The 25,047-nt window shown below is 73.9% G+C and carries 21 protein-coding genes; 11 read left to right on the top strand and 10 right to left on the bottom strand.

Going from position 1 to position 25,047, the window contains the following annotated elements; translation table 11 throughout:
• Positions 1-149 precede the first annotated feature (149 nt).
• The 5 genes from AC1VWI_RS38980 to AC1VWI_RS39000 all read right to left on the bottom strand — a co-directional run bounded on the left by AC1VWI_RS38980 (position 150) and on the right by AC1VWI_RS39000 (position 4,845).
• A complete protein-coding gene (locus AC1VWI_RS38980; protein WP_499515757.1) occupies positions 150-1,220 on the bottom strand; it encodes a trypsin-like serine peptidase in 1,071 nt (356 codons plus the stop codon).
• A 143-nt stretch (positions 1,221-1,363) separates the two neighbouring features.
• On the bottom strand, positions 1,364-1,774 hold the full coding sequence (locus AC1VWI_RS38985; protein WP_499515758.1) for a VOC family protein: 411 nt from the start codon (positions 1,772-1,774) through the stop codon (positions 1,364-1,366).
• Between the two features lie 77 nt (positions 1,775-1,851).
• Positions 1,852-2,253, bottom strand: a complete 402-nt coding sequence (locus tag AC1VWI_RS38990) for a helix-turn-helix domain-containing protein (RefSeq protein WP_499515759.1) — start codon at positions 2,251-2,253, stop codon at positions 1,852-1,854.
• A 371-nt stretch (positions 2,254-2,624) separates the two neighbouring features.
• Positions 2,625-3,767, bottom strand: a complete 1,143-nt coding sequence (locus tag AC1VWI_RS38995) for a permease (protein WP_499515760.1) — start codon at positions 3,765-3,767, stop codon at positions 2,625-2,627.
• A gap of 4 nt (positions 3,768-3,771) precedes the next feature.
• Positions 3,772-4,845, bottom strand: a complete 1,074-nt coding sequence (locus tag AC1VWI_RS39000) for an MGDG synthase family glycosyltransferase (protein ID WP_499517019.1) — start codon at positions 4,843-4,845, stop codon at positions 3,772-3,774.
• A gap of 374 nt (positions 4,846-5,219) precedes the next feature.
• Here AC1VWI_RS39000 and AC1VWI_RS39005 point away from each other — a divergent pair, with 374 nt between their 5' ends.
• The 8 genes from AC1VWI_RS39005 (at position 5,220) to AC1VWI_RS39040 (ending at position 11,565) form a co-directional block, all read left to right on the top strand.
• A complete protein-coding gene (locus AC1VWI_RS39005; protein WP_499515761.1) occupies positions 5,220-6,053 on the top strand; it encodes an SDR family NAD(P)-dependent oxidoreductase in 834 nt (277 codons plus the stop codon).
• A gap of 4 nt (positions 6,054-6,057) precedes the next feature.
• Positions 6,058-6,996 carry a DMT family transporter gene (locus AC1VWI_RS39010; RefSeq protein WP_499515762.1) on the top strand — a complete coding sequence of 313 codons (939 nt, stop codon included), beginning with the start codon at positions 6,058-6,060 and terminating at the stop codon, positions 6,994-6,996.
• Positions 6,993-7,727, top strand: a complete 735-nt coding sequence (locus AC1VWI_RS39015) for a polysaccharide deacetylase family protein (protein WP_499515763.1) — start codon at positions 6,993-6,995, stop codon at positions 7,725-7,727. The genes AC1VWI_RS39010 and AC1VWI_RS39015 overlap by 4 nt, the downstream gene beginning before the upstream one ends.
• 150 nt (positions 7,728-7,877) lie before the next feature.
• Positions 7,878-9,722 carry an asparagine synthase (glutamine-hydrolyzing) gene (gene asnB / locus AC1VWI_RS39020; protein ID WP_499515764.1) on the top strand — a complete coding sequence of 615 codons (1,845 nt, stop codon included), beginning with the start codon at positions 7,878-7,880 and terminating at the stop codon, positions 9,720-9,722.
• Between the two features lie 30 nt (positions 9,723-9,752).
• Positions 9,753-10,181, top strand: a complete 429-nt coding sequence (locus AC1VWI_RS39025; protein WP_499515765.1) for a MarR family winged helix-turn-helix transcriptional regulator — start codon at positions 9,753-9,755, stop codon at positions 10,179-10,181.
• Between the two features lie 72 nt (positions 10,182-10,253).
• Positions 10,254-10,466 carry a hypothetical protein gene (locus tag AC1VWI_RS39030; protein WP_499515766.1) on the top strand — a complete coding sequence of 71 codons (213 nt, stop codon included), beginning with the start codon at positions 10,254-10,256 and terminating at the stop codon, positions 10,464-10,466.
• A gap of 37 nt (positions 10,467-10,503) precedes the next feature.
• A complete protein-coding gene (locus tag AC1VWI_RS39035; RefSeq protein WP_499515767.1) occupies positions 10,504-11,100 on the top strand; it encodes a hypothetical protein in 597 nt (198 codons plus the stop codon).
• A 276-nt stretch (positions 11,101-11,376) separates the two neighbouring features.
• Entirely contained in the window at positions 11,377-11,565 is a 189-nt protein-coding gene (locus AC1VWI_RS39040; protein WP_499515768.1) for a bleomycin resistance protein, read from the top strand.
• A 254-nt stretch (positions 11,566-11,819) separates the two neighbouring features.
• Here the strand turns inward: AC1VWI_RS39040 and AC1VWI_RS39045 are convergent, their stop codons facing one another.
• Positions 11,820-12,443 (bottom strand): DsbA family oxidoreductase, encoded by a 624-nt coding sequence (locus tag AC1VWI_RS39045; protein WP_499515769.1) that lies wholly within the window; start codon positions 12,441-12,443, stop codon positions 11,820-11,822.
• Between the two features lie 104 nt (positions 12,444-12,547).
• Entirely contained in the window at positions 12,548-13,426 is an 879-nt protein-coding gene (locus AC1VWI_RS39050; protein ID WP_499515770.1) for an alpha/beta fold hydrolase, read from the bottom strand.
• 136 nt (positions 13,427-13,562) lie between these two features.
• Here AC1VWI_RS39050 and AC1VWI_RS39055 point away from each other — a divergent pair, with 136 nt between their 5' ends.
• Positions 13,563-15,560 (top strand): AfsR/SARP family transcriptional regulator, encoded by a 1,998-nt coding sequence (locus tag AC1VWI_RS39055; protein WP_499515771.1) that lies wholly within the window; start codon positions 13,563-13,565, stop codon positions 15,558-15,560.
• A 78-nt stretch (positions 15,561-15,638) separates the two neighbouring features.
• Here AC1VWI_RS39055 and AC1VWI_RS39060 read toward each other — a convergent pair whose 3' ends face one another.
• From AC1VWI_RS39060 to AC1VWI_RS39070, 3 genes are all read right to left on the bottom strand, one after another.
• Complete coding sequence (locus AC1VWI_RS39060; RefSeq protein WP_326570877.1) at positions 15,639-15,842, bottom strand: cold-shock protein; 204 nt, start codon at positions 15,840-15,842, stop codon at positions 15,639-15,641.
• Positions 15,843-16,082: 240 nt separating this feature from the next.
• Positions 16,083-20,021, bottom strand: a complete 3,939-nt coding sequence (locus AC1VWI_RS39065; RefSeq protein ID WP_499515772.1) for a S8 family serine peptidase — start codon at positions 20,019-20,021, stop codon at positions 16,083-16,085.
• Between the two features lie 197 nt (positions 20,022-20,218).
• The gene (locus AC1VWI_RS39070; RefSeq protein ID WP_499515773.1) at positions 20,219-22,357 is read right to left on the bottom strand and encodes an alpha-galactosidase; all 2,139 of its coding nucleotides are present in this window, start codon (positions 22,355-22,357) and stop codon (positions 20,219-20,221) included.
• A gap of 179 nt (positions 22,358-22,536) precedes the next feature.
• Between AC1VWI_RS39070 and AC1VWI_RS39075 the strand changes: the two genes are divergently transcribed.
• Together AC1VWI_RS39075 and AC1VWI_RS39080 are read left to right on the top strand one after the other, a co-directional pair.
• Entirely contained in the window at positions 22,537-23,712 is a 1,176-nt protein-coding gene (locus AC1VWI_RS39075; RefSeq protein WP_499515774.1) for an ROK family transcriptional regulator, read from the top strand.
• Between the two features lie 8 nt (positions 23,713-23,720).
• Complete coding sequence (locus AC1VWI_RS39080; protein ID WP_499515775.1) at positions 23,721-25,034, top strand: ABC transporter substrate-binding protein; 1,314 nt, start codon at positions 23,721-23,723, stop codon at positions 25,032-25,034.
• Positions 25,035-25,047: the final 13 nt, after the last annotated feature.

The following is a 25,047-nucleotide window of genomic DNA, read 5'->3' on the forward strand; positions in this document are numbered from 1 at the left end:
TGGCACAGACTACGCCCACCCGGCCCCGGGGCTAAGGGCCCGGCCGTCACCGGTTCCGGCCCCAACACACCTGACTCCGATCGCCGTTGATGAGGCAGATGAGACGGCGCCTCCCGGCCGCGGCCGGGAGGCGCCGTGGTCGGCGTCGCTCAGCGGGCGCTGTGCTGGGCGCGCTGGTAGAGCGGCCCGGTGACGGCCGAGGTGAACTGCGGGCCCACCAGGTGCCGTGTGCAGCCCGGGGCCGGATCCCAGGGGTCGCAGGCGTTGCCCGCGACGTCGATCCGGCTGCCCTCGGAGTTGTCGCCGACGACGGTGCCCAGACCGGACTCCGGGTCGAGACCGGCTATCCGCGGGCCCCCGCTGGAGCCGCCGCCCATGATGCACTCGGTCCCCCACAGCCCCTTCGCCGCGGGGTACTCGGGGGTGCCGACGACCTGCTCGGCCCGTCCGGTGCAGTAGGCGAGCCGCTCGCCGGTGTACTCGGGAAGGCCCTCGCGCTCCGGGTCCGAGGCCGCGCGGGGGTAACCGAACTGGTGGACCAGCCGGTCGCCGGGCCGGTCGAAGCCGATCCTCTGCGCCGCGCCGGCCGCGGCCTGGACGGTCCGGCCCCGCGCGTCCGTGTTGAGGACCACGAACGCCTGGTCGTAGGCGCCGTAGACCTCACCGTGCTGCTGGTCGTTCTCCAGCCAGGTCGGGGCGACGACCCCCAGCCGGCCGGTGAACTTCCCGTAGGGCGCCCGTCCGTCGCGGTAGCCGGGCACGAACAGCACGTTCCGCGTCCACTGGTTGTCCTCACCGATGAGGTCGGTGTTGTTCACGCAGTGCCCCGCGGTGACCACGGTGCTGCCGTTGGCGCTGTCGACGACGGTGGCGGTGCAACTGGAGTCCTCGCCGTGGTCGGTGAAGAACAGCCGGCCCACCGTACGGCCGAGGGCGCTCGGCCCCGTCCACGGGGCGCCGTCGGGACCGCTCTTGGGCGGGTTGCCCGACGAGGGCTGGGTCAGCGCCGCGATCCGCTCCGGCGTCCAGTAGCCGAGGACCGCCTGCCGCTCGGCCCGGGTGACCGCCTGGTCGTGGACGGCCACGGCGGTCGTGGACGGCTGGACGGCGCCGGCGGCCGACGCCTCCGGGGCCGTGACGAGCACGGCCGCGGCGACGAGGGCGGCCGCCAGGAGCGGCCGGTGGAGGTGCGCGGAAGGGGGTACCTGACGTGACGGCATGCTGCTCCTCGGGACGTCGATCGCACTGCCCCGCAGGCCGCGTGCCGGTGACACGCGCCTGCGGGCAGAAGGACGTGCGATACAGACGTCCGGGAGGGGCAGTCGGTTGGGACCGGTCGCCAGCGCCTGCCGGCGGCCGCGGCTCAGGCCTTCGGCTGGGTGAAGCGGATGCTGTTGCCGAAGGGGTCGCGCAGGCCGCAGTCGATCCCGTACGGGCGCTCGGTCGGCTCCTCGGTGAACTCCACGCCCAGGTCCCGGAGCGTCTCGTACGTCTTGCGGCAGTCGTCGGTGCTGAAGATCAGGTGGCCGCCCGTGGCGCCCTTGGCGACCAGCTCGCGGACCTGCTGCGCGGTCTCCTCGGACATCGCCGGCGGGCCCGGCTTCTCCAGCAGGATCTGGCGCTCCGGGTGGCCGGGGACGTTCACCGTGAGCCAGCGCATGAAGCCCAGGTCGACGTCCGCGTTCACCTCCAGGCCGAGCTTGCCGACGTAGAAGTCGAGGGCCTCGTCCTGGTCCAGGACGTAGATCTGCGAGTGCGTGATGGCGTTGAACATGTGCATCACGCTACTGGCCGGGCCGGGCGAAAACTTATCCAAAACTGCTCGGCCTGCCCGGCCCGCTCCGCCCGCGATCAGGCACGCGGCCGCATCCACGCCTTCGCGAAGCACGTCGGCACGTCCATGGCGGTCGCCTGCTTGCGGTACGCCCGCGGCGACGTGCCCACGATGTCGCGGAAGGTGCGGCTGAAGGTCCCCGGGCTGCCGAAGCCGACCTCGAAGCAGATGTCCGTCACGCTGCGGTCGCTCTCCCGCAGCAGGAACATCGCCCGCTCCACGCGGCGGCGCTGCAGGTAGCGGTGCGGCGTCTCCCCGAAGGTGGCCCGGAAGGTGCGGGTGAAGTGCGCCTGCGACACATGGGCGATCCGGGCCAGCGCCGGCACGTCCAGCGGCTGCGCGTACGCACGGTCCATCGCGTCCCGTGCCCGGAGCATCCGGCGGTTGGTCTCTTCTGCGGCGCGGCTCACGGAGCCCATGAGACCACACACCCCCGGCGCCCCGGACCGGGGCGCCGGGGGTGTGCGGAACGCCCACCGTCAGACCGGATCACCAGGACCGGCACCGATCGGGCGACTCGGGTGACTCGGGCGACTCGGACGGCCGGGCGGCCGGGCGGCCCGGTCGAGCCCCAGGGCCGAGGTACGGGTCGGGCAGTGCGGGGAGCCGGGCGGACGACCTTGGCCGTCCCGGCACGGGTCCGTCCCCCAGGCGCAGTCCTCGGCAGGGATCACCGTGACCGTCGCCATGCCGTGCGAGGCGAAGCAGTTGTCGTTCCCGTTGTACGCGGCCGTGATAAGCCGCCGCTCCGGGACGGCGGGCGGGTCGTCCAGGGACCCGTGCGGACGCCTCAGTGCCCGCCCGCCGGTGCGCCGCCCATCATCCGCAGCATCCGCCGGCCGCCCGTGCCGAGGAAGCGGGCCAGCAGCACGGCGGCGAGCGCGAGGAAGGCGATGTTGAGCCAGGTGGTGTAGTCCCAGTGGACGCCGCCGCCGGGGACGTGGGCGCTCGACCGGTCGGGGATCAGACCGAGCGCGCCGAAGAGCACCTCGACGACGTAGCCGGCGACGGCCATGGCGACGTAGAAGGTCCACAGGACCAGCAGGGCCGTGCGGCGGCCGTAGTACTTCCGGTAGATGTTCAGGATCGGCAGGATCAGCAGGTCGGCGAAGATGAACGACACCACGCCGCCGAAACTGATGCCCCCGGTCCACAGGACCACCGCGAGGGGCACGTTGCCGACCGAGCAGACGAACGAGGCCATGGCGACGAGCGGCCCGATCAGCGGGCCCCACAGCTTCGCGGCGAGCGGATGCCCCTCGAAGAAGAAGGCCTGCCAGAAGGAGTCCGGCACCCAGGCGGCGACGGCGCCGGCGATGAGCAGGCCGAGCACGAGGTCGCGCAGGATCGCCGCCCACTCCATCACGAAGACGTGCGACGTGGCGGTGAAGCCCTCGGGGGACAGCAGGCGTCGCAGGAACGGGCCCTCGTGGCGCACGGACATGTCCATCGCCGCGTGCCCCTCCATGGACCCGGCGAGCCCGCGGTCGGCCTGGGCGCGGGCCTCCCGCAGCAGGTCCGGCCGGAGCAGGCGCCGGAAGAACAGCGCGAGGACGACGATCATGACCGGCCCGCCGACGAACTCCGCCACCGTGAACTGCCAGCCCAGGAGCAGGGCCAGCAGGACGCCGAGTTCGACCACGAGGTTGGTGGAGGCGATCTCGAAGGCCATCGCCGCCGTGAAGCTCGCCCCCTTGCGGAAGAGCGAGCGGGCGAGGGCGACGGCGGCGTAGGAGCAGGACGAGGACGCCGCGCCCAGGCCCGCGGCGATCACCAGCGTCCGGGGCCGGTCGTCACCGAGCAGGCCGACGACGCCCTGCTTGCGGGCCACGGCCTGGACGACCGCGGACAGCGCGAAACCGAGGATCAGAGCCCAGGTGATGTCCCAGGTCATGGCGAACGTGATGGACAGGGCGTGGAGGACGGCGTCCATGCGGTCAGACCGCGACCGGGGCCGGTTCGCAACGCTCCATCAGGTGCGCCGCGGTGTCCGGGGCGAAGAGCGCGGCGGCGGCCGGGGAGGGGGTGCGGCGCAGGCGGCGCGGACGGGTGAGGCCGTCCAGGACGTCGATCAGCGTCCAGGGGTCGGTGGCGAAGCGGGTCAGACCGAGCGCCGCCATCTGGTGCGCCCCGGCCTTGCCGTGGCCCGGGATGGGGCGGTAGCCGACGACGGGCAGTCCCATGGCCAGTGCTTCGAGCGCGGTCTGCCCCGCGGCGTTGTCCACCAGCGCGTCCGCCGCGCTCATCAGCGCGGGCATGTCCCGCTCCCAGCCCAGCGCGAGCGTCCCGGGGACGCGGGAGAGCCGGGCCCGCAGCCGCCGGTTCTCGCCGCACAGCGCCACCGGCAGGAAACCGGCCCGCGCGAGCAGGGCGGCCGTGTCCGCCAGGTGCGTGCCGGCGCCCCAGGCGCCCGCGGAGAGCAGGACGACCGGCCGGTCCGGCGCCCGGGAACGGAACACCCGGTGCCAGGGCCCGGCGTCCGGGGCGGGCGCCAGGAAGCGGGACGCGACCAGGGGACCGGTCGCGGCGGCCGGGCGGCCGGTGGCCTCCCGCACCCGGCGGGCGGCGCTTTCGGTGAGGCAGCAGTACAGGTCGTTGCCGGGGTGGAGCCACTGGCTGTGCACGTCGAAGTCCGTGACCACCACCGCGCTGGGCACCGCGAGCGTTCCGCGGGCCCGCATCCCGCCGGTGAGCTGCGCCGCCAGGTGGAACACCGGGACGACCAGCCCGGGCCGCTCGCGCCGGACGAGTTCGGCGAGCCCGCGCTCGGCGAGTCCGGCCAGCCCGGCCGGGCCGGGCGTGCGGCGTGACCCGCCGGGGCGCAGGAACGTCGCGTAGATGCCCGCGTAGAGCACCGGGAGGTGCAGGACCGTGGCGCGGTAGAAGGCGCGCAGCGCCGCGCCGGCGTGCGCGGGAAGGAGTTCCAGCACGTCGGCCCTGCGGGCCTGCCCGCCGCGCGCGGTGAGCCGTGCGACGAGCTCGTCGGCGACGGCGTCGTGACCCGCGCCCATGGCGGCGCTGAGCACGAGGAAGCGCCGGGGCGTACGGTCCGTCCGCCCGGTGTGCGTCACCGCGGCACCACGTCCCGCCGGGAGGGAACGGGCGGCGCTGCTGCGGGCACATCCGGCACGTGATCACCTCGTACACCAGTTGCGGACTACTCGGGTCTAACCGATTTGCCCCGTCTTGAAACGAACCGCCCCGCATCACGGGGCGACCCCCGCCCCCTGCCTCCCGGCCGGGTCGCCCACAGAGCCGGTCCGGCGATCGGGCGGTTTACTGAGACCGGAGGGGGACGTGCCCCGGGGGGAGCCGCACCGGCCATCCCGGGCGGTAGCTGCAGCGGCAGGGACGGAAAGCAGCGGCAGGGACAGAAAGCGATGCCATGACCTCTCACCCTCCCCAGGCGGTCTCCGGCGGCAAGGCGGTACGCGGCAAGCCCGTGCGCGGTCCGGCGGACCCGGGCGGCGGACCGGCCCCGGTCGCGCTGGTGACCGGGGCGTCCTCGGGCATCGGCGCCGCGGTCGCCGACCGCCTCGCCGCCGAGGGATGGCGGTTGCTGGTCAGCGGCCGCGACCACCAGCGTCTGCGGGCGGTCGCGGAGCGGACCTCCGGGACCGCGCTCCCCGCCGACCTGGAGGACCCGCAGGGGACCGGGCGGCTGGTGCGCGACGCCGCGCTCGTGACGGGCGGCCGGGTCGACCTGCTGGTGGCCGGGGCGGGCATCGGCTGGGCCGGTCCCTTCGCCTCGATGCCGCAGGGGGTCATCGAGCGGATCTTCATGGTGGACGTCGTCGCGGCGATGGAGCTGGTCCGCCGGGTGCTCCCGGGCATGCTGGCCCGGCGCAGCGGCCACATCGTGCTGATCGGCTCCTTCGCGGGCAGCGTCGGTGTCCGCGACGAGGCCGTGTACTCCGCGGCCAAGGCGGCGCTCGGCGCCTTCGCCGACTCGCTCCGCTACGAGCTGGCCGGCAGCGGGGTGCGCATCACCCATGTTATCCCGGGCGTCGTCGACACCCCGTTCTTCGCGACGCGGGGGGTGGCGTACACCCGTTCCCGGCCCCGACCGATGCCTGCCGAGCGGGTCGCCCGGGTGGTGACCGACGCGATCCGCAAGGGACGGGACGAGGTGTACGTCCCCCGCTGGCTGCGGATCCCGGTCGCCGTGCGCGGCGTCCTGCCCTGGGTCTACCGGCGTCTCGCGGGCAAGTACGGATGACGCGGTGCCCGCCCTGACCGTCGTGCTGGCACTGCTGGCGGCCCTCGCCAACGGCGCGGCCTCCGCTCTGCAGCGGCGCGCCGCCCTGCAGCAGCAGGAGGAAGAGGGCGCGGGGCACGGTCTGCGCGGGCGGCTGCGGCACCTGCTGCGACTGGTCCGGCGCCCGTTCTGGGCGGCCGGGATGGCGGCGCTCGTGGTCTCCGGGGTCCTGCAGGCCAGCGCCCTGGCGGTGGGGCAACTGTCGGTGGTGCAGCCGCTCATGGCCACCGAGCTGCTGTTCACCCTGATGGCGGGGAGCCTGGCGTTCTCCCGGCGGCCCGACGCCGGGACCTGGGTGTGGTTCCTGGCGCTGGCCGGCGGACTGGCCCTGTTCCTCGGTGCCGCGACGCCGTCCGGCGGGCAGGCGCAGGCCCTGCCCGGCACCTGGCCGCGCGCCGGTGTGCCGCTGGCGGTGCTGGTGCTCGTCCTGTGGCTCGTCGGGCGGGCGCTGAGCGGCGGTGCACGGGCCTGCGTCCTGGGGTGCGCCACGGCGGCCTGCTTCGCCTGCACGGCAGCGCTGATCAAGGACGTCACGGGTCGCATCCCCGAGGGCCTGCCGCGGGTGTTCGCCTCCTGGCAGCTGTACGCGGTGGGCGCGGTCGGCCTGCTCAGCCTGCTGCTGCTCCAGGTCACCCTGCGGGCCGGCAGCCTCGCGGCGTCCCAGCCGGCGCTCACCATCGGGGACGCGGTGGTGAGCGTGGCGCTGGGCTGGGTGCTCTTCGGGGAACGGATCGCGCTCGGGGCGCACGTCGTGCCCGAGGCGGCCGGCGTCGTCCTGATGGCCGCCGGAGCCGTCGGCCTGTCGCGCTCGCCCGCCGTGGCCGGCGGCTGGGACGTGCCGCGCGGGAAGCGTCCGGGCGCCCCGGAGGGCCGTCACCGTACCGTCCACGGGGGGCCGGGATGAGGCGCGGCGGCGACGTCCGGCGGGCGGCGCTGGCGGGGGGCGTCCTGGTGGCCGGCCACATCGTCCCGGCCGCCACCTGGCTGCCCGGGCTGCGCCGCCGGGCCTTCCCCGCCCTGGCCGGCCTCGGACGCCCCGACCACGTGGCCCTCACCTTCGACGACGGGCCCGATCCGGTCTCCACCCCGCGCTTCCTGGACGCCCTCGACGAACTCTCGGTCCGGGCCACCTTCTTCGTCCTGGGCGCGCGGGTGGGCGGCCACCCCCGGATCGTGCGCGAGGCCGTCCGGCGCGGCCACGAGATCGCCGTCCACGGCTGGACCCACGACCGCCCGTGGCTGCCCGGTCCCGCCCGCGACCGGGCCGATCTGGCCCGCGCCGTCCGGGCGGTCCACGACGCCTGCGGCGCCGCGCCGGTCTGGTACCGCCCTCCGTACGGCATCCTCACCGGAGGACGCTGGGCGGCGGCCGCGTGCACCGGCCTGACCCCGGTCCTGTGGAGCGCCTGGGGCCGCGACTGGAGCACCGGCGCCACCGGGGAGTCCGTACTGGCGACCCTCCGGCCCGACCTGCGCGCGGGCGCCACCGTCCTGCTCCACGACAGCGACCACGCCTCCGCCCCGGGTTCCTGGCGCGCCACCCTCGCGGCGCTTCCCGCCCTGGTCACGACGTGCCGGGACGCCGGTCTGACGGTCGGGCCCCTCGTGGAGCACGGCGTCGGCGCGGGCGTTTGACGGTCGACCGGAGCCGACGGACACTCGATTGATAGGTGCCCGATACATATCACCGAGAGTGACAACCGCGCCGCGGAGCCGGCCAGGGCCAACCCGATCCGTGACGTCGCGAACGACGGACGGGCACAGCGATAGCCCGGAGGCATACGCATGTGCGGAATCGCCGGATGGATCTCGTTCCGCAGGGACCTGGGGAACGAGCAGGAAACAGTCGACGCGATGACCGAGACGATGGCCTGCCGTGGGCCTGACGACCGCGGCACGTGGGTCGACGGACCCGCCGCGCTCGGACACCGCAGGCTCGCGATCATCGACCTGCCGGGCGGCCGGCAGCCGATGAGCGCCGAGGCACCCGAGGGCGGCGCGGTGGCGATGGTGTACTCGGGTGAGGCCTACAACTTCACCGAACTGCGCAAGGAACTGACCGTGCGCGGCCACCGCTTCACCACCACCTCCGACACCGAAGTGGTGCTGCGCGGCTACCTGGAGTGGGGGGAGGGCGTCGCGGAACGGCTCAACGGCATGTACGCCTTCGCCATCTGGGACAGCCGCGAGCAGAAGCTCGTCATGATCCGCGACCGGATGGGGATCAAGCCGTTCTACTACTACCCGACCGACGACGGCGTGCTCTTCGGGTCCGAGCCCAAGGCGATCCTGGCCAACCCGCTCGTCCCCCGCCGCGTCACCCTGGACGGGCTGCGGGAGCTCTTCGCCTTCGTCAAGACGCCCGGTCACGCGATCTGGGACGGCATGCGCGAGGTCGAGCCCGGCACCGTCGTCACCGTCGGACGGGGTGGCATCCGCACCCACGTCTACTGGGCGCTGCGGACCGAGCCGCACACCGACGACAAGGAGACCTCGATCGCGCGCGTGCGCGAGCTGCTCGAGGACATCGTGCGGCGCCAGCTCGTCTCAGACGTGCCGCGCTGCACCCTGCTCTCCGGCGGTCTGGACTCCTCGGCGATGACGGCGATCGCGGCGCGGCAACTCGCCGACCAGGGCGAGAAGGTGCGCAGCTTCGCGGTCGACTTCGTCGGCCAGACCGAGCACTTCGTCCCCGACAGCCTGCGCGGGACGCCCGACACCCCGTTCGTCCACGACGTCGCCGAACTCTGCGGGACCGAGCACCAGGACATCGTCCTCGACTCCGACCAGCTCGCCGATCCGGACGTGCGGGCCAGGGTGATCCGCGCCCGTGACATCCCGGCCGGGCTCGGCGACATGGACTCCTCCCTCTACCTGCTGTTCAAGGCCATCCGGCAGCACTCGACCGTCGCGCTTTCCGGAGAGTCGGCCGACGAGGTCTTCGGCGGCTACCGCCAGTTCTTCGACGAGGAGGCCCGCAGGGCCGACACCTTCCCCTGGCTGGTGCGGTTCACGACGGAGTTCGGCGACGACGGCAACATCCTCACCGACCAGGTGGCCAAGTCACTGGACCTGGAGGGCTACGTCCACGACGGCTACCGCCGCGCGGTCGCCGGCGTCGAACGCCTCGACGGCGAGAGCGACTTCGAGTACCGGATGCGCGTCATCAGCCACCTCCACCTCACCCGCTTCGTGCGCATCCTCCTCGACCGCAAGGACCGGGCGAGCATGGCCAACGGGCTGGAGGTCAGGGTCCCGTTCTGCGACCACCGCCTGGTCCAGTACGTCTACAACGCGCCCTGGTCGCTGAAGTCCTTCGACGGCAGGGAGAAGAGCCTGCTGCGCGAGGCCACCGCGGACGTGCTGCCCCGCTCGGTCTACAACCGGGTGAAGAGCCCGTACCCCTCCACCCAGGACCCCAAGTACTTCGTCGCGCTCCAGGAGAACGCCAAGGACCTGCTGGCCAAGCCCACGCACCCGGTGTTCGACCTGGTCAGCCGGACCTGGCTGGAGGACGCGGTCAGGACCGACACCCCGGTCAGCACGCACGCCGCCCGGCACGGCCTGGAACGCGCCCTCGACCTGGCGCTGTGGATGGACCTGTACTCGCCCACGATCGGGATCCCCTGACCCGACGGAGACCACGCGAGGGGGCGGACGATGGCGGCAGTCGGTGAGGAAGACGCCCTGGACTTCGTGGTGTCCCTGCACCGCCTGGTGCGGCTGCTGCGCCGCGCCCGCCCCGAGCCGAAGCTCCAGCCGACCCCGCTCATCGTCCTCGCCCTGCTGAACCAGTACGGTCCCTCGCGCGTCGGCGTCCTCGCCGAGCGGGCCGCCTGCACCCAGCCCACGATCACCGCCGCGGTGACGCAACTGGAGGCGGCCGGGCTGGTCCGCCGCGAACCCGACCCGGCCGACGGCCGTGCCACACGGGTGGTCATGACCGCGCCGGGCCGGCGGGAACTCGTGCGGATGGCCCGCGGCGAGGCCGAGGCCCTCGCCGTGCGCCTGGGCACCCTGCCGCCGGAGGACGTGCGCAAGGTCCTCGAGGCGGGCCGTCTGCTGCGCCGCCTGACCGACCGCGACTGACACCCGGACGGCGCGGACCCCTCCGGACCTGGTTCATCGGCCCTCGCCGACCACAGGGCGTACGCCCCCGTGGTGAGGGCCGTCGGCACGTGCCTGCGCGCCTGCGCGGCGGACGGCAGCGTTCGCCCCGGGCTCGCCCCGCAGGACGTGCTGCTGCTGATGGGCTTCCTCTGGCGCGTCGGCGCCGACACCCGCGGCCGGGACCGGGGCCACCGCGTCACCGACCTGGTCGTCAACGGCCTGTGCCCCCCGGCACATGGCCGGTCCTTGATCGACCGAGGCTAGTGTGTGCGCGTCCGGACGCCGGGGTGGGGAGCTGGTCGTGGTCGAGATGACGGAGCGTCGCAGACGTGGAGCGGCGGCGGTGTTGGCGGGGGTCGCCGTGGTGCTCGTCCTCGGCGCCTGGGCGGGGCGTCGGGAGAGGCTCCGCTCGGGCGGCCTGCTGGTCGCGGTCCGGCTCCTGGACCATCCCTTGGTGTTCGGCATCGCGACGGGCGTGGTGCTGACAGCGGCGCTGATCCTCGCGGTGCGCGGCCCCGTCCTGCGCTCCCTGATCCTGGTGGCCGGCGTCTTCGGCACGCTGGCGCTCGGTGCGGCGATCTCCCTGTTCAGCCATGGCGGGGAGGAGACGATGAGCAAGGCGGCGCCCGGCCACCCCGACCGGGAGCTCGTGGTCGTGGAGGGGGCCGCCATGATCGACCCGCTGTGGTGGGTCTACGTCGACGAGGGGTCGTGGCTCACGGCACGCCGCTGGCGCGTCGGCTTCGTCAACGGCGACAGCTGTGACCTGGTCGCGGTGGAGTGGGACGGGCCGGACCGCGTCCGCGTGACCCTGGACGCCGGCGAGGGCGACGAGGTCCACGTGATCCGGCTCTCCCCGGCCGACGGCAGGCCCGACCGTACGGTGGACCGGGGCTGACGCGCCCGCACCTCAGGCCCGTTGCCGGGTCGCCGTCCCCACGGGGGACAGCGCCGTGCGGAGCGGCCGCCGCCCGGCGGAGACGCCGAGACCTCGTCCACCGCAACCGGCTCCCCGAGGGCGGTCACTTCGCCGCCTGGGAGCAGCCGGAGCTGTTCGTGAACGAGGTCCGCGCGGGCTTCCGCCCGATGCGCCGACCGCGCCCGGGTTGCGGAATCCCACGGTCCTCGCGGACGGTGGGATTCCGGGCCGCACGACCGAGGAGGAGGTGCCGCCATGGACGTCCCGACCCTGGCCGGGCTCCTGCACGAGACCGAGGAGCGCCACGGCGCGTACGAGGCGATCGCTCCGGAGCACCACTGGTGGGACTGGTACGCCGCCTACCTGTTCGCCCGTGAGCAGGGCCGTACCCCCGACGAGGCCGCCCGTGAGGCCGCGGCCCACATGCAGGCGCTGCTGGGCTAGGCCGCGTCGTCACATGCCCGCCCCCAACCTTCGGCCGGGGGTGCCCCCACCCCGCGGCGCTCCCCCAGCTGGCGCTGGCAGGTGCCCCCAGGCACGGCGCTCCCCCAGCCTTCGGCCCGGGGGAGTTGTCGAATCGTCCGAGTAGCCCACTACGAGGACGAATCTCCGCCGTGCGATGCACCGCACCTGGGGGCACCTCCCAGCGGAGCTGGGGGAGCTGACGACACGGCCTTGGCCGCGTCGTCGGCCGCTCCTCAGCCGGTGAGCGCCGCGGCCCAGTCGCGGAACCGCTGCGGGGGCTGCAGCCCGGCGATCCCGTGGCGTCGGGAGACCCAGGCGGGTGTGGCGTGGACGCCGTACCGCCAGGCGAGCAACTCCGAGGCGGCCAGTGCGTCGGTCATCGCCGCGGAACCCCAAGCCTCGCGCAGCCCCTTCGCGTCGCCCCCGGCCTCCTCGGTGAGGGAGACCAGCAGCTCCCGGGACCCGATGTCGAGGCCGTCGGCGAAGTTGGCCGTGAACACCGCGGCGGCGAAGCGGCCGGCGGCCTCGGGGTCGCTCGCGGCGAGCCATTCGTGGGCCTCCAGTGCGGGGCGCGAGTGGGTGACGCGGTCCGTCCGGCGCAGGGGCAGGCCCGCCGCCTCGGCCTCGTGGGCGAGGAGCGCGTACGCGGGGTCCGCGCGCCGGCCGAGAGGGCTGCCGCCCGGCCCCGTCCAGGGGTGGATCCGCAGCGCGTGCCCGACCACGCGGATGCCGTGCTCGCGGAGGATCCGGGTGCGGTCCTGGGCCACGTAGCAGTAGGGGCAGATGAAGTCGAACCAGTGCTCGGCGGTCGCCGTGTGCGGCGGCGAGCAGGTCCCGGGGGCGGAGGTGACGATCATCTGGTGCTCCTCACGGGTTCGCGAGATTCGTTACCACTGATATCTGTAACGCAACTCACTTCCGAGGTTCTTCCCGCCCCCGGGCCTCGAACGTTTCCGGGGGCTCAGGAGGCGACGAGTGCGCGCAGGGCCGACGCGACGAGTCCCGGGTCCTCCTCCGCCATGAAGTGGCCGCAGCCGACGGTGGTGTGCGTCAGGTCGGGGGCCCAGGCCTGCCAGAGGGCGCGGGCGTCGTAGCCGAGGGCGGCGCCCCAGTCCTGCTGGAGGACCGCGACCGGCATCCGGAGCCGCCGGCCCGCGGCCCGGTCGGCGCGGTCGTGGTCGGCGTCGACGGTCGCCGAGGCGCGGTAGTCGGCCACGATCGAGGGGACGGCCGCGCGGCACGCGTCGAGGTAGGCGGCGCGCACGGCGGGCGGGAAGGTCTCCGGGGAACGGTTCCACGCGTCGAGGAAGTGCCCGAAGAAGGCGTCCGGGGCGGCGGCGATCATCTGCTCGGGCAGGCCCGGGGGCTGGGCCATCAGGTACAGGTGGAAGCCCACGGCGGCGTCGGCGCCGCGCAGGACGTCCCACATGTCCAGGGTGGGCAGCACGTCGAGTACGGCCAGCCGGCTGACCGCGTCGGGATGGTCGAGCCCGGCGCGGAAGGCGACCAGGGCGCCGCGGTCGTGGCCGGCGAGCGCGAAACGGTCGTGACCGAGCGCGCAGGCCAGCGCGACGACGTCCGCGGCCATGGTGCGCTTGGCGTACGTGGCGGGTCCCGCGGGGGCCGGTTTGTCGCTGGCACCGTAACCACGCAGGTCGGGGCAGATCACGGTGTGGTCGGCGGCCAGGTCGGCGGCGACGTGGCGCCACATGAGGTGGGTCTGCGGGAAGCCGTGCAGGAGGACGACAGGGCTGCCCGAGCCGCCGACGGCGACGTTGAGGGCGACGCCGTCGGCGACGGGGACGCGGTGGTAGGCGAAGCCGGGGACGACCGGTGTCATGGTGCGCTGCTCTCGTTCGGTGGTGGGGGAGTGACGTGCCCGCCGGCGGCGGACGCCCCAAGGCTCCCGCCCGCGAATCAGCATCCGGTCAGCGCGTACGGTGGCAGCGGGGAGGACGGCCGGAGAGGTGGGCAGGGTGCGGGTCGCTTTCGGTGTGCTCGGGCCGGTCGTCGCCTGGGACGGCGACGGTCGCGCACTGGCGCTCAAGGGCCCCCGGCACCGGGAGGTGCTGGCGCGGCTGGTGGTGGCGCGCCGTCGTGTCGTACCGGTGACCCGCCTGGTGGCGGACCTGTGGGACGAACCCCCGGCCGGCGCCGTCGGGGCCGTGCAGACCTTCGTCGGGGCGCTGCGCCGCGAGCTGGAACCGGAGCGGCCGCCCCGCGCCCCCGCCCGGCTGCTGGTCACCGCGGGCACCGGGTACGCGCTGCGGGCGGACCCGGACGCCGTGGACGCCTGGCGGTTCGAGGCCGCCGTCGACGCCGCGGCGGCACTACCGCCCGCAGCGGCGCTGACGCGGCTCGAGGAGGCGCTGGAGCTGTGGCGCGGTCCCTCGTACGGCGAGTACACCGACCGGGAGTGGGCCCGCGGCGAGCGTTCCCGCCTCGCCGAACTGCGGCTGCGGGCGGTGGAACGGCGGGCGGAGGCCCGGCTGGAGCTGGGCCTTGCCGCCGAGGCGGTGCCCGACCTGGACGCGCACCTGATCGCGCATCCGTGGCGGGAGGACGCCTGGCGGCTGCTGGCGCTCGCGCTGTACCGGTCGGGCCGTCAGGGGGACGCGCTCGCCGTGCTGCGCCGGGCCCGCGCGATGCTGGCCCGGGGACTGGGGCTCGACCCGGGAGCGGCGCTGCGCCGCTTGGAGGCGGACATGCTCGCCCAGGACCCGCGCCTGGACCCGCCGGCGCCCGCGGCCGCCGACCCCGGCGACGCGGCCGCCCGGGTGTGGGCCCGGGCGGCCGAGGCGTACGACCGCACGGTCGCCGCCGGGGCCCGCGCACGGCTGGAGTCGACGGTCGGCCTCCTCCGCAATCTCGCGCTGACCGGGGGCGGCGGCCTGGAGGCCACCCGGGAGCACCGCCTGGCGGCCGTCGCCGCGGCGGAGGAGTCCGGCGACCCGGAGCTGACCGCCCGGGTGATCGGTGCCTACGACGTCCCCGCGATCTGGACCCGCAGTGACGATCCGGAGCAGGCCCGCCGTATCGTCGCCGCCGCCGAGCGCACCCTGGCCGCCCTGCCCGCCGACGCCGCGCACGAGACCGCACGCTGCCGCCTGCTGGCCACGATCGCGGTGGAGACGCGCGGCATCCGCTCCGCCCGCGGACCCCTGGCGGCCCGGCAGGCCGAGGAGACGGCCCGCCGGCTCGACGACCCGGCGCTCCTCGCCTTCGCGCTCAACGGGGTGTTCATGCAGACCTGTGCCCGGGCGGGCCTCGCGCCGAGGCGGGACGCGATCGGCGCCGAACTGGTGGCGCTGGCCCGGCGGCACGGGCTGACGACGTACGAGGTGCTTGGTCACCTGATCCGCGTACAGGCCCGCAGCGCGCTCGCCGACCTCCCCGCGGCCGACGTGCACGCCGCCGCGGTCGACGTCCTGGCCGAACGCCACGAACTGCCCCTGGCGGGCGTGTTCACGCAGTGGTACCGGGCCCTGCGCACGGCCGCCTCCGAGGGCGGGCCGCGGGCCGGGGCCGCCTACCGGGCCGCCGCCGTACGACTGGAGGGCGCCGGGATGCCGGGTGTCGAACGGGGTCTGCTGCCGCTCGCGCTGCTCTGCCTCGACCTGGCCGACGGCGGCGTCCCGGCGGCGCGGATCGCCGAGCGTGTCGACCCCGCGGCGCAGTGGGGGCCGTACCGGCCGTGGGCCGAGCCCTTCGTCCTGCTGCGCGCCGGCCGCCGCTCCGAGGCCCTGACGGCCCTGCGGGCCCTGCCCGAGCCACCCCCCGACCTGATGTACGAGGTCCTGTGCTGCGTGCAGTCCGTGCTCGCCGTCGAGCTCGGCGACCGCGACGCCCTGGAGGTGCTCCACGCCCGCCTGCTCCCCGCCGCCGGGGAACTCGCGGGCGCGGGCAGCGGTCTGCTCACCGCGGGCCCGGTGGACCGGTACCTGGCCGCCGTCACCGCGGCGCTCGCCCCGTAGACCCGACGTGCCCGCACCGCCCCGAAAGAGGAAGGGCCGGCACCCCGTGAGGTGCCGGCCCCTTACATCCCCTGTGGGTCAGATGGGGAGGATGTTCTCGGCCTGCGGGCCCTTCTGGCCCTGCGTGACGTCGAAGCTCACCTTCTGGCCCTCCTGGAGCTCACGGAAGCCCTGGGTGGCGATGTTGGAGTAGTGAGCGAAGACGTCGGCGCCGCCGCCGTCCTGCTCGATGAAGCCGAAGCCCTTTTCCGAGTTGAACCACTTCACGGTGCCGGTCGCCATGGGAATCTCCTTCGGGAGCAGTACATGAAGCCCGCACTTTGCGGACTTCCGTCGCCGCAATGACCCCTCCGGGACAACCGGAAAACAAAAAATGCACCTGTCGGTCACATCCCGGCAGGTGCACGTAAAGTTCATGGGTACCAAAACTGCAACGCGATCAACCTAGCACAGGCGCCGTCGGACGACCACGGGGCCGGGTCCGCCACCGGTCGTGGCGGACCCGGCCCCGTGGGTGTCCGGTCAGTAGGTGAACCGCTGGAGGCCGTTGGCCCAGGGGTTCACCAGGAAGACGGTACGCGTGGCGGGGTCGAGGAACAGGCCGCGCCGGCTGGTGAAGTCGAAGTTGGACGTGCTCAGCGTGGAGTTGACGAGGTTGGCGACGGGGTGCCGGGCGAGCACCTTCCCGGTGTCGGGGTCGAGGACGGTGATCTCGCTGAGGGCGTTGTTGTCGCCGGTGGTGGCCTCCTCGTACAGGTGGGCGACGAGGGCGACGTGGTGCCGGGTGTCGAGCACCGGCCACATGACGCCCCGGGTGCCCAGGTCGGCCGGCGCGGAGGTGGCCAGGGACTTCTGGTCGGCCGAACGCCAGGTGCCGGTCGGGAACTCGCCCGTGGTGTAGCTGGGGGTCGCGGGTCCCGCGGCGACGTACACCCGGTCGCCCTTGCCGTCGGGCAGGAGCCCGGCGGTGCAGGCCGGCATGGTGGTCAGCGGCGACACCTTGCGGGTGCCGGGGTCGACCGACACGGCCCAGTAGGGGACGCGCCCGGACAGGCAGGGCCCCATGGTGCCGGTGGTGGCCACGAAGAACGTGCCGGTCGACGCGTCGACGGAGACGTTGCCGAAGGCCCGCCCCGGGTTGTCCGCGTTGAGCGGGACCGGCGCGGAGACCTTGCCGGTGGCCATGTCGACGGTCCACAGCGAGGCCACGCCCGAGACCCCGTCGAAGGTCGTCACCCCCGCCCGGTGCCGGGCCGGGTCGACGGCTCCGCCCTGGAAGTACACCGACGTCGAGCCGGTGCCCGGGTCGAGGGCGCTGAGCTTCACGCGCGCACCGGTCTTCGTGTCGCGCAGGTCGACCTCGGGGAGCACACCGCCGTCGAACGGCCGGTGGCCGATCAGGGTGTGTCCCGTGCCGGGGTCGGCCCCCAGGACCTCCTGCATCATCGAGGTGCCGGTCTCGCGGGACACCGTGGTGCCGAGGGTTCCCTCGGAGAGCGAGTACGCGGTGGTGGCCGAGCCCTCCAGGTGGATCCAGCCGTCGTCGCCCTCGGCGAAGTCATCGGTGGCGAGCAGCGCCGTGCCCCCGCTGACCTCGATGTTCTCCAGGGTGCCGGAGACCGTGTCGCCGTCGAGGTACTGCACGAACGACGTGGGCGAGGCCTGCCCGACGGGCTTGCCCGCCCGCGTGGGCAGGACCCGGACCGGGTACTGCAGTCCGGTCGGCAGGCCGAGGGCCTTGAGGTCGAGCACGGTCCGGCCCTTCACCGACGGCAGGGCCCGGAAGAGGGTGGAGGCGTGGTCGACGCCGTTGTCGTCGCGGCCGCTGCCGTTCTGGTTGGTGGCGGTGTTGAGCGCCCCGTACAGGGTCGGTGCCGGGGTGAGGAACTCGATGGCCGCGCCGTCGGCGTGCGGAGCCGAGGAGGCGTCCCAGGAGACCGTCAACCGCGGCTCCGCCCGGGTCAGTTCGACGGCGTGCGCCGTGGCGGACTTCCCCTGCCCCAGCAGCGGTGCCTGCGGCCGCTGGTCGGCGCCGGGTCCGACGCGCAGCGCGCGGAAGTCCCCGAAGACCTGGCCGTCGTAGAGCGTGACGCCGATGCCGTAGAGCCCGGCGCCACCCGGCGCGAAGGCGGAGGCGGGGATGGTCACCGTGCCCTTGGTGCCGGTGAGCGGGGTGCGCCACTGGGCACGCCACTTGTCGCTGGTGGTGAAGGGCGTCCAGTGGCCGACCGAGGAGAGCACCAGCTCGGGGGCGGTCGCGTCCCGCAGGCCGGTGAGGTCGTAGTGCACGGTGACGGACTTGCCCAGCGGGGACGAGCCGGGCGCGGTCGGGGCCTTCGGCTGCACATAGGTGCCGTCGGCCGCGCCGAAGGTGAGCCGCTGACCGGTCGAGGCCACCACCTTGCGGCCGTCGAGGGCCTCGAACGTGACCTGCACGGTGCGCGCCTCGCCGGAGGCGAGGGGCAGGCCGGCGGCGGCCAGCAGTTCGCGCGGCAGGACGCGCAGGCTCGGGCCGGCGGACGGGATCGTGCCGTGCTCGCCGACGCGCAGACGGTACGTCAGCTTCCGGTGCCCGCCGGTGAGGTCGAGACCGAAGGTGATGGGCGAGACCGCGTTCTGCCCGGACGGGTTGCCCCAGGCGTCGGCGGGGCCCGCCAGGTCGATCGCGGAGGGATCGGTGGCCTCGACGAAGGCGGTGGTCGGGCTCACCGACAGCAGCTGGCGCTCGGCGACGGACAGCCGTACCGCGGCCGGGGTGAGGGAATGGCGCTTGGCGAGCACCTTCTCCACCGCCGCGGTCACGTCCAGTTGCGGGCCCATGCGCAGTTCCCGGTCGGCCTGCGGGGGCTGGGCGATCGGGCGGCCGGTGTCCACCAGCAGCTTCCGGACCTCTCGCGGGCTGAGCTTCTGCCCGGTCGCCTCGGCGGCCGCCAGCACGTTGGCCGCCGCGGCGGCGATCATCGGGGCCGAGGCCGAGGTGCCGCCGTTGAGCACCACGCCAGGACCGTCCGGCGTGTGGATCAGCGAGGGCAGGTTGTCACCGGGCGCCGCCAGGTCGATCCGGGTGCCGAACCCCGAGGAGTAGCCGGCGGAGCCGTTGTAGCGGGTGGTCGGGTAGACGGCGGTGCGGACGTCGTCCGAGCTCAGGGTGTCGTCGACGGTGGTGCCGCCGGCGGCGATCACCCCGGTGTCACGGACCAGGGTGGGGGTGGTGGTGGGGGCGACGTCGTCGATCGACGTCTGCGCGCGGCTGCTCGACGTCACGTCGGTCGGGGTGCTGCCGCCGTCGGGGCCGACCGACACCGGCAGGCCCAGGCGGGTGCCGTCGTTGGACGACACGACCACGACGATCCCCGAGTCCACGATGGCGCGCAGGGTGTCCCTGATCTCCGGGTCGTCCTCCAGCCACCGCGAGGGGAAGCCGATCGAGCCGTCCGTGCCGAAGCCGAGGCTCGCGGTGATGACGTCCGGCCGGGGCTTCTGGGCGGCCGCCGCCCGCAGCGCGGCCGCGATGCCGGTGGCCGAGGGCTCCTCGGGGATCACGAGCCGGTACTGCGCGCCCGGTGCGATGCCCAGCAGGTCGGTGGCGCCGCTGCCGGTGGCCTCCGGGCGCTGCCGGTCGTGCGGCAGCGGGGCCATCATCGAGAAGTCGAGCAGCACTTCGGCGAGGTTGGGGTCCTGGCCCTCGATGGCGCCGGCCGGGTCGAGGCGGCCCTTGTTGTCGCTGGTGTAGGTCGGTATGAGCGGCAGGGAGGGGAAGTCGAGGTAGCGCTTGCCGTCGCGGAGCACCGTGGTGGGACCGTTGAGGCGCACGTACTCGTCGCCCGCGTCGGCCATGCCCTGGTCGGTGAGGTCGCCCAGCGACACGTTGGTGATGACCTGGCCCTGACCGGGCAGCGCCCGGAGGTACGTCGCGGTGTCCCGGAAGGCACCGACCGCGTTGACGCCGCCCGCGTTGAGGTAGGACTGGAAGGACGTGGTCAGGCCCTCGTTGGTGGGCAGGTCCTCGGCGGCGGAGGGGGCGGCGGTGCGGGCCGCGCTCCGGTCGCCGATGCCGTCCACGGCCTCGCGGACCGCCTTCGGGAGCGGGACGGCGCCGGAGTTCATGGTCCGGGGGCGCACCGCGGAGCCGGCGCCGGTGGCGCCGCCCACGCTGTACGGCGTGAGCGCGGCGGCGTCGGCCCGGCGCTGGAGGATCTCGGCGGACGGCGTCAGGGAGCCGCCGAACGCGCTGCGGCCCTTCGTTCCCGCCACGGGGAAGGCCCGGGTGGTGCCGTCCTTGCGGGTCAGGGTGCCTGACCCGTCGTCGGACCAGTGCAGCACCGAGCCGTCGTCGAGGGTGAGGGTGTGTGCCGCGGGGGCCGCGTGGGCCGCGGCCCGGGACGCCGGGGCGTCCGGATCCGCGGCGTGGGCGACGGAAGGCGCGGCGATCGTGGACAACAGGGCGGCGAGCGCCGTCAAACGCGCTCGTCTGAAGCGGTGGGACATGCAACGCCCTTCGGTGATCGGGTGAGGAACGTGCAGAGGGCCGGCGGGTCTTCGGGACGGGCGGACGGAGCTCACCTTGACGCTGCCACGTCACACCGGACAAGCTCCCGCAGCTGCGGGTTTGTGCAGTTGCCCACATGCGCGGGGTGCGGCACGGCCCGGCGGGAGGGTCATGCGCCGTCCCGCTCCGCGACGCGGACCAGGTGCACCGCCGCGCTGGCCCAGTCGCCCGGCGGCAGGTCGAGCACGAGCCCGTACCCGCCGAGCACGGCCGCGTGGTGCACGGTCCCCGTCCGCGTGTCGCGGTAGCGGGCCCCGGCGGTGAGGCCGCCCAGCCGCACCGGTCCCCGCGGGCCGCCGTGCCGCCGGACGCGCTGCCAGGCGAGCACCAGCGCCTCGCTCCCGTCGTGCGCGGCGTACTCCACGACGGTGGGGCCGTCGTCCCCGGGACCGCGCAGCCGGTGCAGCGCTCCGTGCTGGACGAGGTGACGGACCCTCTTGTACTCGGCCACCAGCTCCGCCCCGGCGGCCAGTTCCTCCTCGGACCAGCGGGTGAGGTCACCGCCGATGCCGAGCAGCCCGGCCATCGCGACGTGGAAGCGGAAGCGCAGCGGCACCGTGCGGTGCGTGAGCTGGTTCGGGACGTCGGTCACCCAGGCGGCCATGGTGCGCGCGGGGTAGACCTGGCCGTAGCCGTGCTGGATCGCCACGCGGTCGGCGGCGTCGGTGTTGTCGGAGGGCCACGCCTGGTCGGTGCGGGAGAGGATGCCGAGGTCCACCCGGCCCCCGCCGCCGCTGCAGGACTCGATCCGCAACTGCGGGTGGTCGGCGCGCAGCCGGTCGATCACCGCGTAGAGGTGGTGCACGTACCGCGTCCACAGCCGGTCCGCGCCGTCGTCCCGGCCGGGCCAGCCGGCCTCGCTGAAGGCGCGGTTCATGTCCCACTTGAGGAAGTCGACGCCGTTCTCCGCGACGAGCCGGGTGAGCCAGCCGTACGCCCAGTCGGCGACGTCCTGCCGTGCGAAGTTGAGGACCAGCTGGTTGCGCAGCTCGGTCCGGTTCCGGTGCGGGACGTGCAGCACCCAGTCGGGGTGCTCGCGGTACAGGTCGCTGTCCGGGTTGACCATCTCCGGCTCCACCCACAGGCCGAAGCGCATCCCGAGCCGGTGCACCTGGTCGGCGAGGGGGGCCAGCCCGGAGGGGAAGCGGTCGGCGGCCGGGGTCCAGTCGCCGAGGCCCGCGCGGTCGTCGCGCCGTGCCCCGAACCACCCGTCGTCGACGACGTACAGCTCCACGCCGAGCGCCGCGGCCCGGGCGGCGAGCGCCGCCTGGCCGGGCTCGTCGACGTCGAAGCCGGTGGCCTCCCAGGAGTTGTAGAGCACCGGAGCCGTCTCCTGCGGGTGCGGCAGGACGTGGGCCAGGGTGTACGCGTGCCAGGCCCGGCTGGCCGCGCCGAAGCCCCCGCCGGTGTACAGGCCCGCGAAGGTGGGGGTGGTGTACTCCTCGCCCGGGGCCAGCGGCACGCTCGTACCGTCGTGTCCCGCACCCCCCGTGAAGCCGGCGCGCCCGTCGGGGGTGCGCTGCGCGGTGACGCGCCAACTGCCGCTCCAGGCCAGGGCGGCGCTCCACACCCGGCCGTGGGTCTCGCCGGCGTCACCCGCGTCGACCATCACCCACGGGTTGGCGTGGTGGCTGGTGATGCCGCGGCGGCTGGTCAGCACGGTCTCGCCGTACGGCAGCCGGTCCCGGCGCAGTTGGCTCTCCGCGGACCACTGGCCGGTGACGTGGCTGAGCCGGTAGTCGGGCAGCGGCGGCAGGCTCCAGGCGGCGGAGTCGGCGCGGAGCACCGTGAGGTCGTGCTCGCCCGCGTTGCGCAGGACGGTGCGCCGCTCGATGACGTCGCTGTCGTCGTGGAGACGGTAGTGGAGGGTGACCTCCAGCGGGTGGACGCGGTCGCGGAACCGCAGCGCCAACTCGTGCACGCCGGGTGCGGGTTCCCGCACGTCATGCCCTGCCGGCTGCCACTCGAAGCCCCGGGTCCCGTCGGGGAGGCGGACCTGGAGGGACGGTACCCCGAAGCGGGCCCCGCCGTCGACGGGGAGTTCCTCGCCCACCGGTGAACGGCCCTCGAAGCTGCTCGCGTCCGGTCCCGGCGGGACGGCGAGTCCGGCCGCCTCCTGCAGGGTCAGCCGCGGGCCCCAGGCGACGTGGCAGGGCGCACCGGTCGCGTCGATGCGCAGTGCGTACGACGTGCGCGGGGTGCTCAGCAGCCAGATCCCGGTGTCCGGGGCATGGGAGATCACGGGCATGGGTCCTCACGTTCGGGTCGCGCCAGGAGACAGGCGGCAGCCAATCCTTACCTTGGATCACATGTCAACATCCACTCGGATCCGGCCTTTTCCAGATGAGGGGCCCTCACATGGGTTACTTCCGAGGAGTCTTGCTTCTTTTATTGACAGCAGAAAAGAACCCACCTAGGTTCCCGGCCATGCCCTCGATCCCTCCGGGGGAGGCGTTCCCGGCCCACACGCCGGCCGCCTCCCAGATCTTCACCACCGTCCTGTGCCACGGTCCGCTCACCCGCACCGAGATCGCCAAGCGTGCCGGGCTGTCAGCGGCCGCGGTCACCAAGGCGGTCCGGCCGCTGATCGAGGCCGGGTACCTGGTCGAGGACGTGGACGAGGAGGCGCGTCCCTCCCTGGGACGGCCGGCCAACCCCGTACGGGTGGACGGCGGCCGGGCGCTGTTCATCGGCCTCAAGATCACCGGCGACGAGATCATCGGTGTGCTCACCGACCTCTGCTGCCGGATCCGCACCTCCCGCCACGTGCCGCTGGCCGCCCCCGACCCCAGGGCCGTCCTGGCGTCGGCGGCGGCACTGGTGCACGAACTGCTGGCGGAGGCCGACGGTTTCGGCGTCCCCGTCAGCGGCCTGGGCATCGCGGTCTCCGGTGACGTGGACCGGGCCGGCGGCCTGGTGCGCTACTCGCCCTTCCTCGACTGGCGCGACGTCCCGCTGGCCGAGCTGGCGGGGATGACCACCGGCCTGCCCGTCACCGTCGACAACGACGTCAGGGCGCTCACCGTCGCCGAGCAGTGGTTCGGCGCCGGGGTGGGCCTGTCCGACTTCGCCGTGGTGACGGTCGGCGCGGGCATCGGCTGCGGTCTCGTCGTGCACGGGCGGGTGGTCTCGGGCGCGTACGGGGTGGCCGGGGAGATCGGGCACCTGTCCATCGACCCGGCGGGACCGCCGTGCCACTGCGGCAACCGCGGGTGCGTGGAGGCGATCGCGGCGGACCCGGCGATCGTGCGCGCGGTCCGCGAGGCGACGGGCACCCCCGTGGCCGACGCCGCCGAGGCACTGCGACTGGCCCACGGCGGCGACCCGGGGGCCAGGGAGGTGTACGCGCGGGCCGGCGAGGCGATCGGCCGGGCCATCGGCTCGGTGGCCAACCTCTTCGGCCCGGAGCGCGTGATCATCTCGGGCGAGGGCCTGGTGGCCCACGACCTGTTCGCCGACCAGATCCTCGAGGCCTTCGCCGCCTCCGCCTTCGGCACCGCCGGGCAGTGCGACCTGCGGACCCGTCCGCTGCCCTTCGAGGAGTGGGCGCGCGGGGCCGCGGCCACCGCGATCCAGTCCTTCATCAGATCAGACACGTACTAGGAGTAGCGATGACGCTGCAGAGCCGCACCGTCCTGACCGCGCCTCAGCCCAGCCGCCGCACCATGGTCGGCGGGCTGTTCGGGCTCGGAGCCGCGGCGCTCGCCGCCCCCCTCCTCACCGCCTGCGGCGGGGGAGCGGCGGCCGACCCCAAGACGGTGACCTTCGGGTCCAACGGGGCCGACGCCACGCCCAAGTCCGCCTACGCGGCGGTGACCAAGGCCTTCACCAAGGACAGCGGTCTGACGGTCAAGACCAACACCGTCGACCACGACAGCTTCCAGAAGGGCATCTCCAGCTACCTGCAGGGCACTCCGGACGACGTCTTCACCTGGTTCGCCGGCTACCGCATGCAGTACTTCGCCAAGAAGGGCCTCGCCACCCCCCTCGACGACGTGTGGGAGAAGATAGGCGGCGGCTTCAGCGAGGCCACCAAGCAGCTCTCCCGGGGCGAGGACGGCAAGTTCTACTTCGTCCCGCTCTACAACTACCCCTGGGGCGTCTTCTACCGGAAGAGCCTCTTCCAGGAGCGCGGCTACACCGTCCCGCGCACCTGGTCCGAGTTCACCGCGCTCGCCAAGCGGATGAAGAAGGACGGCCTCTCCCCGATCGCCTCCGGCTACGGAGGCGGCGACGCCTGGAGCATCCTCGGCGCCTTCGACTACCTCAACCTGCGGGCCAACGGCTACGACTTCCACATGTCCCTGATGCGCGGCGAGGTCTCCTGGACCGACAAGCGCGCCGTCGCCACCCTCGACCTGTGGCGCGAGATCAGCCCGTACTACCAGCAGGGCGCCGGCGGACGTTCGTGGCAGGACGCTGCCCAGTCGCTGCTGGACAAGAAGTCCGGCATGGCGGTCATCGGCCTCTTCCTCGGCCAGCAGGTCACCGACGAGGCGCTCCGCGCCGACATCGACTTCTTCCCCTTCCCCGAGATCGACCCGGCCAACGGGCAGGACGCCGTCGAGGCGCCCACGGACGGCTTCATGCTCAGCCGCCGTCCCAAGAACGAGAAGGGCGCCAAGAAGCTCCTGGAGTTCCTCGGCAGCGCCAAGGCCGAGGGCCTCTACATGGGTGTCGACCCCAGCAACGTTGCCGTCCACGCGCAGGCCGACACCGGCTCCTACAACCCGCTGCAGAAGAAGTCCGCCGAACTCATCGCCTCCGCCAAGCACATCACCCAGTTCGCCGACCGCGACAGCGACCCCGGGTTCATCTCCACGGTCGTCCTGCCCGGACTCACCCAGTGGCTCGGCCACCCCGACGACGGATCGGCCCTGCTGAAGCGCATCGAGTCGCAGCGCTCGCGCTTCTTCACCTCCTGACCGGACCGGGAAG

The sequence above is a fragment of the Streptomyces sp. TOM-9 genome, assembly GCF_056858595.1.

Coding starts and splice junctions, on each gene's coding strand:
- AC1VWI_RS38980 (WP_499515757.1), bottom strand. CDS start 1,220: ATGCCGTCACGTCAGGTACCCCCTTCCGCGCACCTCCACCGGCCGCTC.
- AC1VWI_RS38985 (WP_499515758.1), bottom strand. CDS start 1,774: ATGTTCAACGCCATCACGCACTCGCAGATCTACGTCCTGGACCAGGAC.
- AC1VWI_RS38990 (WP_499515759.1), bottom strand. CDS start 2,253: ATGGGCTCCGTGAGCCGCGCCGCAGAAGAGACCAACCGCCGGATGCTC.
- AC1VWI_RS38995 (WP_499515760.1), bottom strand. CDS start 3,767: ATGGACGCCGTCCTCCACGCCCTGTCCATCACGTTCGCCATGACCTGG.
- AC1VWI_RS39000 (WP_499517019.1), bottom strand. CDS start 4,845: ATGGGCGCGGGTCACGACGCCGTCGCCGACGAGCTCGTCGCACGGCTC.
- AC1VWI_RS39005 (WP_499515761.1), top strand. CDS start 5,220: ATGACCTCTCACCCTCCCCAGGCGGTCTCCGGCGGCAAGGCGGTACGC.
- AC1VWI_RS39015 (WP_499515763.1), top strand. CDS start 6,993: ATGAGGCGCGGCGGCGACGTCCGGCGGGCGGCGCTGGCGGGGGGCGTC.
- asnB (WP_499515764.1), top strand. CDS start 7,878: ATGTGCGGAATCGCCGGATGGATCTCGTTCCGCAGGGACCTGGGGAAC.
- AC1VWI_RS39025 (WP_499515765.1), top strand. CDS start 9,753: ATGGCGGCAGTCGGTGAGGAAGACGCCCTGGACTTCGTGGTGTCCCTG.
- AC1VWI_RS39040 (WP_499515768.1), top strand. CDS start 11,377: ATGGACGTCCCGACCCTGGCCGGGCTCCTGCACGAGACCGAGGAGCGC.
- AC1VWI_RS39045 (WP_499515769.1), bottom strand. CDS start 12,443: ATGATCGTCACCTCCGCCCCCGGGACCTGCTCGCCGCCGCACACGGCG.
- AC1VWI_RS39050 (WP_499515770.1), bottom strand. CDS start 13,426: ATGACACCGGTCGTCCCCGGCTTCGCCTACCACCGCGTCCCCGTCGCC.
- AC1VWI_RS39060 (WP_326570877.1), bottom strand. CDS start 15,842: ATGGCGACCGGCACCGTGAAGTGGTTCAACTCGGAAAAGGGCTTCGGC.
- AC1VWI_RS39070 (WP_499515773.1), bottom strand. CDS start 22,357: ATGCCCGTGATCTCCCATGCCCCGGACACCGGGATCTGGCTGCTGAGC.
- AC1VWI_RS39075 (WP_499515774.1), top strand. CDS start 22,537: ATGCCCTCGATCCCTCCGGGGGAGGCGTTCCCGGCCCACACGCCGGCC.
- AC1VWI_RS39080 (WP_499515775.1), top strand. CDS start 23,721: ATGACGCTGCAGAGCCGCACCGTCCTGACCGCGCCTCAGCCCAGCCGC.